This is a genomic window from Paenibacillus sp. F024, assembly GCF_057814255.1.
Genome location: NZ_JBVASZ010000004.1, coordinates 210,841 through 217,508, shown reverse-complemented (window position 1 = coordinate 217,508; position 6,668 = coordinate 210,841). Strand labels below are relative to the sequence as shown.

Genomic DNA, 6,668 nt, shown 5'->3' with positions numbered 1-6,668 from the left:
CTGCAAAATGTATGGACTAAAGACGCTTTTGTAAATCGCATGCGCATGAATGACGAACATCGGAAAGCCGTATGAGGGAAAACTTCACGTACGGTTTGATGAGGAGGGGCTGAAAAAAAAAAAAAAATTCAGTCCTTTACTCTAGAATCCGAGTCGTCCCGTATGAAGACCACTGCACATAAAAGATGTATTATACAAGGAAGATAGATTGTCTATTGGTTTAATTTGCAGGGCCTTTTCCATTTTCCGTTGGAAATAAGGGGGAGACGGCTCCGCAGGGGAGTGTAAACCGAAACGTTGAGCCTTGATTTTCCACACTTTCGGCGGAAATGGTTCCATTCATAAGTTCCACTAGCTTCTTACATATGGCAAGTCCTAACCCCGTTCCTCCATATTTACGATTAAGAGCCGGATGAAGCTGCGAGAAGGATTGGAACAGCTGCCCCATTTTATAAATGGGAATTCCAATTCCCGTATCGATAATCGCAAAATCAAGGATCAGCCCGTTCTGATTGGAATCAGGATGTTCATTCACTACGACCTGAATGGATCCGTGATTTGTAAATTTTATGGCATTACCGATCAAATTGACCAAAATCTGGCGGATTCTAAGTGTATCTCCCGTCAACCTTTCGGGAAGACGGGAATCGATTCGGCAGCTCAATTCAATATTTTTCTCATCGGCCTTGGGTTTAAGTAATTCGACGATTTGATTTATCGTGGATCGAAGCTCAAACTGCTCCATATTTAAAGCCATCTTGCCGGCTTCGATTTTGCTGAAATCCAGTGCATCGTTTAAAATATAAAGAAGAGAGCTGCTGCTTTGGCGAATAATATCGGCATATTCCCGCTGTTCGTCCGTGAGTTCGGTATCGAGAAGCAAATCGATCATGCCGATGATACCATTCATGGGCGTGCGTATTTCATGGCTCATGATCGCCAGAAATTCCGATTTCGCTTGGGTGGCACGTTCGGCAGACTCCATCGCTTTGATAATTTCTTTCTCATTGGTGATATCTTTGAAAACCACTACCGCACCTTTGATTTTTCCATGATCTATAATTGGATTAGTATTGTATTCAACCAAAAAGCTTGAGCCGTCTTTCCTCCAGAAAATCTCTTCCTTTACTGCTCGGGGGCGCCCGTCATGTGCAGTGAGATTAATCGGGCATTCGTGAACAGGATAATGGCTGCCGTCAGTTTTGGTATGATGAATGTTGTTATGATTGATCATGCCTATGAAATCAGATGGAAGATACCCCAGCATCTTGGAGGCTGCCTGATTGACAAAGGTGGTGTTTCCTTGATTATCGACGCCGTAAATGCCTTCGGAAACCGCTCCAAGAATTAAGGCGTAACGCTGCTCGCTTTCCTGAAGCCGCTGCTCGGCTTCTTTACGGTCAGTGATGTCTCTGGAAATCGCTACGATTTCTTTGATCTTGCCCGTTTTTTCATCATAAGTGTATCTTCCGGTGCTCTCAAACCAGATATAATGCCCGTCTTTTCGGCGGACCCGATATTCGACCGTATATGCTCCCTGAGATTGGAGCTTGGCGGTTAAGTATTCATTGATCCTTTCAATATCCTCAGGGTGGAAATAATCGTAAGCACTGGTGCCGATGAGTTCCGCCGGACTATAGCCCAGGAGAGCCAGTCCTGAGGGGGAGGCGTATAAAAAGGAAACCCGATCGTCGGCCGTGTGCGTCGATATGAGGTCCAGGGAATTCTCCGAGATCAGCCGGTATTGCTTCTCGCTTTCCAGGATTCGGACTTCCATGCGTTTACGATCGGTAATATCCCGACCAATAGCCAGAATTTTTTCGATTTCTCCAGCTGCGTTACGGATTCGTTTGACGGTGGTTTCAAACCAGACGTAATGGCCCGATTTATGAAGAATCCGAGCGGTGAGAAGATATTCGTCCGAGGTTTGCTGGGGTTTAGCCGCGAAGTCTTCGGGGTGGTAAATGGTAAGGAAATTCGTTCCGACGAGTTCTTCGGGTTCATAACCGAGCAGTTTCCGTACGGAAGGAGAAATGAATTGACAAATTCCCGCGGGTGAACTATATGTAATGATATCCTGTGCATTTTCCGAAATCAGCTTGTACAGACTTTCTGAATGCTTCAGCCTTTCTTCGGCTTTTTTCTGCAGCGTTATATCTTTGGCAATCCCGTAAACGCCCACAACTAACGTCGTATCCACAATAATAGGTACATAGGTAACGGATACTTCGATAATTTCACCGTCTTTGCGCATAAAATCAATTTCATAGCTGGTTGGTTTTCCTTGCAATGCCTCTTGAAAGCAGTGCTTGCGTATCAGCGTATTATTGTTGTTATGAGGAAAGAGATACTCCTGCTTCAGTTGTAAAAATTCCTCCGTGGTATAGCCGGAAAGCCGCTCGGTTGCAGGGTTGGCGTCGATGTAATTTCCATTCACGTCCATCACATAGATGGCGTCGGGGTGGTTGATGTACAAAGACTTGTAAGTTCCGCCTTCTGCAATGGTATGTTTCAACAAGGCTGTTAAATTATGTTCCAAAGCCGACTTCCTTTCTATATGGTATCGATTGTAGGATACTGCAGGACATGATGAAATTGTCCGGTGGTTTTTCACTTCTATATCATCATACAATGATTCTGCCTTGGCGGAAAGGCAAAAAACGATGAAATGCCAGCTAAAGAAAATTTTAAGTAAGTAAAAAAAAATTGACGAGAGCACAGCGTGCACCGTATAATGTACAATGTATACACAAAGAGAAGAAAGCGTGGTCATCATGCCGAGTTTTAATTTAAAGCCAATTGATAAACAAATTACAACAAAAGAGAGGGCATATAACGAAATTAAGGATGTCATTTTAAACGGGAATATTTCTTCAGAAGAAATATTCACGGAGGTGAAGCTGGCCGAATTATTGAATACCTCTCGCACTCCGGTTCGGGAAGCGCTTCAAGATTTATTAAAGGAAGGCTTAATTGTTACGATACCCAGAAAAGGAATGGCTGTACGGAACGTAACGGAAAGCGAAGCTGAACAAATCTTTTTGCTTAGAACCACGATTGAAAGCGAGGTCATTAAGAAACTGACCGAGACCATCACCCCTGAGCAGCTGGAGCAGCTTAGACAAATCTATCAAAATCAGCAGGAAGCCATGGAGCAGGATGATGAGATTTCATTTATCAGCATGGATCAAACCTTCCATATTACTTTAACCCGATTTGCAGACTACCACCTGATTGAGCAGGTATTATTGAATTTGCACAATTTATCTCAATTGATTGGTCTAAGAGCGATCAAAAAGAGGAATCGGATGAAGGAAGTTTTGTCCGAACACGAATATATCATTCTTTGTATGGAAAAGAAAAACTCTGATTTGGCTGCAAAAGCCATGATTCATCATCTGAGCAAAACGAAGGAATCTTTGAAACAGTAAGAACCTTCCGTGGAAGGTTTTGCAGGAATATTTTGCGGGGTAAATAAACTCACGCAAACCTGCATATCACATTATGAAAGCGTAGTCAATATGAAAAATTATTTGACAAAAATCTACAAAAACGATTAATCATGGTAGCGTGTAAGAAAACATAACACATTGTAGAAAAAATGTTGACAATATAATCGAACTATATTACTATTTATTCCATAACAATCATCCGCTATTCATTCAAAAACTAACAAATGACGACAAGCTTTGTGTGTATACACCATACAAAGAACAACATTTTTTCCTGAATTCCTCGAAACTCGCTGTTTTCCGATAGGCTGCTGATCATGGTTGAAGTATGAAATAACCCTATACATTTGATATTCCAACTAAGGAGAGAAGAATAATGGCTAAAGTTTTAACGGAATTGACTCCCGAAATGATTGAAGCGCTGCAAGGGAAGAACATCGTGCTGCTTAATGTAGTTGAGAAGGAAAGCGGAGCGATTTATTCAACGGCTTTGTCTTGGGTATTTGCTATTAATGCAGGAACCATTCGTTTTGCCATAGATGCCAAATCCGATTTCATTAAAATTATTGAACAGGATCCGTCGGTGCTCATGAACTTTGTGGCTCAGGAATCGGTATTTTCATTAACCGGCAAAGCTTCCGTCAAAGTGGCAAAAACAGAAGAGCTTACCTTAAAGCTCGCGTTGGTGGAAGTCGAAGTGCAAGGGATTCGGGATATCATCTTCTACGGCGGCAAAATTACAACAAAGCCTGAATTTGTGAAGACCTATAACGAAGATTTGGCTAAAAAATTGGACAATGAAGTCAAGGATGCGATCTTTAGCGTTTAATTTTTAGATTTCAATGTATACACGACACAGTGCACAAAAACCAACAACTCAATCTCACCTTAGAAAGGAAGAAATACCCATGAGAAACGGTAAGCAATATGTGGCATCTCTGAAGGACAACAGGAACATCTATATCGGTGGTGAGCGTGTAAGTGACGTGACCACTCATCCTGCATTCGCAGGCATCGTGAATAGCTTCGCCAAGTTGTACGATATGTCTGCCGATCCGGCAAACAACATGACGTACACGACAGAAGACGGTACGGTGGCCAACAAGATGTTTATGATTCCAAGAAGCAAAGAGGATTTGGCTTCACGCCGTGAGGCCATGTACAAATGGGCAGAAGCCACCTGCGGCTTTGCCGGACGAAGCCCGGACCATGTGGCCTGTTTCCTGGCTGGATTTGTGAGCCATTCCGAGGTGTTTGGCGACCGTGCCAAGCAGGTGATCGATTTTTATAAATATGTAAGAGATAACGACCAGTTCGTCACTTATGTGATTATCCCGCCACAAATCGACCGCAGCAAAGCGGCTAATGAACAGGAAGAGAAGTTCCTGCCTGTAGGCGTATACGAGGAAAGGGAAGGCGGTATTGTCGTACGCGGTTCGCAAATGCTTGGAACAAGCGCAGCCGTCAGCAACTATTTGTTCTGCAGCTGCATCACACCGCTGCGACCGGGAGACGAAGACTACGCGATCTCGTTCGTAGTGCCGATGAGTACGCCGGGACTGAAGCTTTATGCCCGTCCAAGCTTTGCGGCAGACAAACCGAGCACTTTCGACTACCCGCTGTCCACGCAGTATGATGAGAGTGATGCGCTTGTTGTGTTTGAGGATGTATTTATTCCGTGGGAGCACGTATTCGCGTACAAAGACATTGCGGCTACTCGCGCGCAGTTCCACGAAACGCCTGCACACATCCTAGGTAACAACCAGGCGCAAACCCGCTTGTCCGCCAAGCTGAAGTTCGTTATCGGCGTGGCGAGAAAAGTAACGGAGATGAACGGTACCGATAAATTCCCGCAGGTTCAAGAGAGACTTGGGGAGCTGGCGTCACAAGCGGCACTGGTAGAAGGGATGCTGATGGCTTCGGAATATCAGTGCAGTATCGATAAAAACGGAGTAGCCCGCCCGAATGCGCGTTATTTGTATGGTGTAGTAGGTATGCAGGATATGATTTATTCGTCGGTCATTCGCATCTTGAGAGAATTGGTAGGCGGCGGTGTACTGCAGGTGCCTTCCTCTTATAAGGAAATGGTGAATCCCGAGACGAAGGACGACATGAGCAAATATATTCGTTCTTCCACAGGGGCCAAGGCGGAAGAAAAAGTAAAGCTGTTCAAATTGGCTTGGGACATTATCGGATCCGAGTTTGGCGGACGCCACCAGCAATACGAAATGTTTTACAATGGTGCGCCTTTCGTGGTAAAAGGGTACGCTTTCCGCAATTACGGTTACCAGGAGCCGGTTGCTATGGTTGATCGCTTCCTAGAAAGCTACGGGCTTCCCGAGAATGAAGCTTCAAACCCGGAAAAACAAAACATCGAGGTAGGGTAATCCCGATTTGAGTAACAGAAAGGAACTGAGATCATGAAAGTGGCATCCATTCAACTGGAAATCAAAGATAGCGAAACGAAAGAACAGAGAATTGAACGGGTGGATAGCCTATTGGATCAAGCCAAAGGCAGCGATTTGATTGTACTGCCTGAAATATGGGCTACCGGGTATTTCTCGTTCGACAGGTACAAGTCGGAAGCAGAACCGATGGACGGCCCGTTCATTAAGCGGTTTTCCGCTAAAGCCAAACAATTGAACGCATACTTGTTTGCCGGAAGCTTTGTTGAAAAGGATCAAGACAACTATTACAACACAAGCGTATTATTCGACCGTACGGGAGCAATTGTTGGAACATACCGCAAAATGCATTTGTTCCGCTATGGTTCATTGGAAGGCGAATTGTTGACGCGCGGAGAAGACGTTGGCGTATTTGATACGGAATTCGGACGCGTCGGGCTCACAACCTGCTATGATTTGCGGTTTCCTGAATTATACCGTAAGCAGGTGGATGCAGGGGCCAAGCTGCTGCTTGTTACATCGGCATGGCCGCATTCCCGTTTAACGCATTGGCAGTTGTTTAACTCGGCAAGAGCATTGGAGAATCAATGCTTCCTGATCTCATGCAATTGCGTCGGAACGACAAGAAATGTATTCATGGGAGGCCACAGCCGTGTCGTGGATCCATGGGGAACGGTTGTCGCATCCGGCGGGGAACACGAAACGATTGTGAAAACTGAAATCCATCCGGAGCAAGTGGATCAAATTCGGGAAGTCTTCCCTTCATTGAAACATCGCGTTTTATAATGATACCTTGGGAGGATAGATAAAG

Annotated in this window: 5 protein-coding genes; 4 read left to right on the top strand and 1 reads right to left on the bottom strand. The window is 44.7% G+C overall.

The genetic code is table 11. From position 1 onward, the window contains the following. Positions 1-220: 220 nt before the first annotated feature. Entirely contained in the window at positions 221-2,539 is a 2,319-nt protein-coding gene (locus tag ACZYR9_RS07320) for a PAS domain-containing protein (RefSeq protein WP_488977802.1), read from the bottom strand. Positions 2,540-2,774: 235 nt separating this feature from the next. On the opposite strand from ACZYR9_RS07320, the gene ACZYR9_RS07315 reads away from it, so the two are divergent. The 4 genes from ACZYR9_RS07315 (at position 2,775) to ACZYR9_RS07300 (ending at position 6,643) form a co-directional block, all read left to right on the top strand. Further along, positions 2,775-3,431, top strand: coding sequence for a GntR family transcriptional regulator (locus ACZYR9_RS07315; RefSeq protein WP_488977801.1), 657 nt, complete (start codon positions 2,775-2,777; stop codon positions 3,429-3,431). 397 nt (positions 3,432-3,828) lie between these two features. Then, positions 3,829-4,281, top strand: coding sequence for a PNPOx family protein (locus ACZYR9_RS07310; RefSeq protein ID WP_488977800.1), 453 nt, complete (start codon positions 3,829-3,831; stop codon positions 4,279-4,281). A 79-nt stretch (positions 4,282-4,360) separates the two neighbouring features. Then, complete coding sequence (locus tag ACZYR9_RS07305) at positions 4,361-5,839, top strand: 4-hydroxyphenylacetate 3-hydroxylase family protein (protein WP_488977799.1); 1,479 nt, start codon at positions 4,361-4,363, stop codon at positions 5,837-5,839. 33 nt (positions 5,840-5,872) lie between these two features. After that, complete coding sequence (locus tag ACZYR9_RS07300; protein ID WP_488977798.1) at positions 5,873-6,643, top strand: carbon-nitrogen family hydrolase; 771 nt, start codon at positions 5,873-5,875, stop codon at positions 6,641-6,643. The last annotated feature ends 25 nt before the right edge of the window (positions 6,644-6,668 follow it).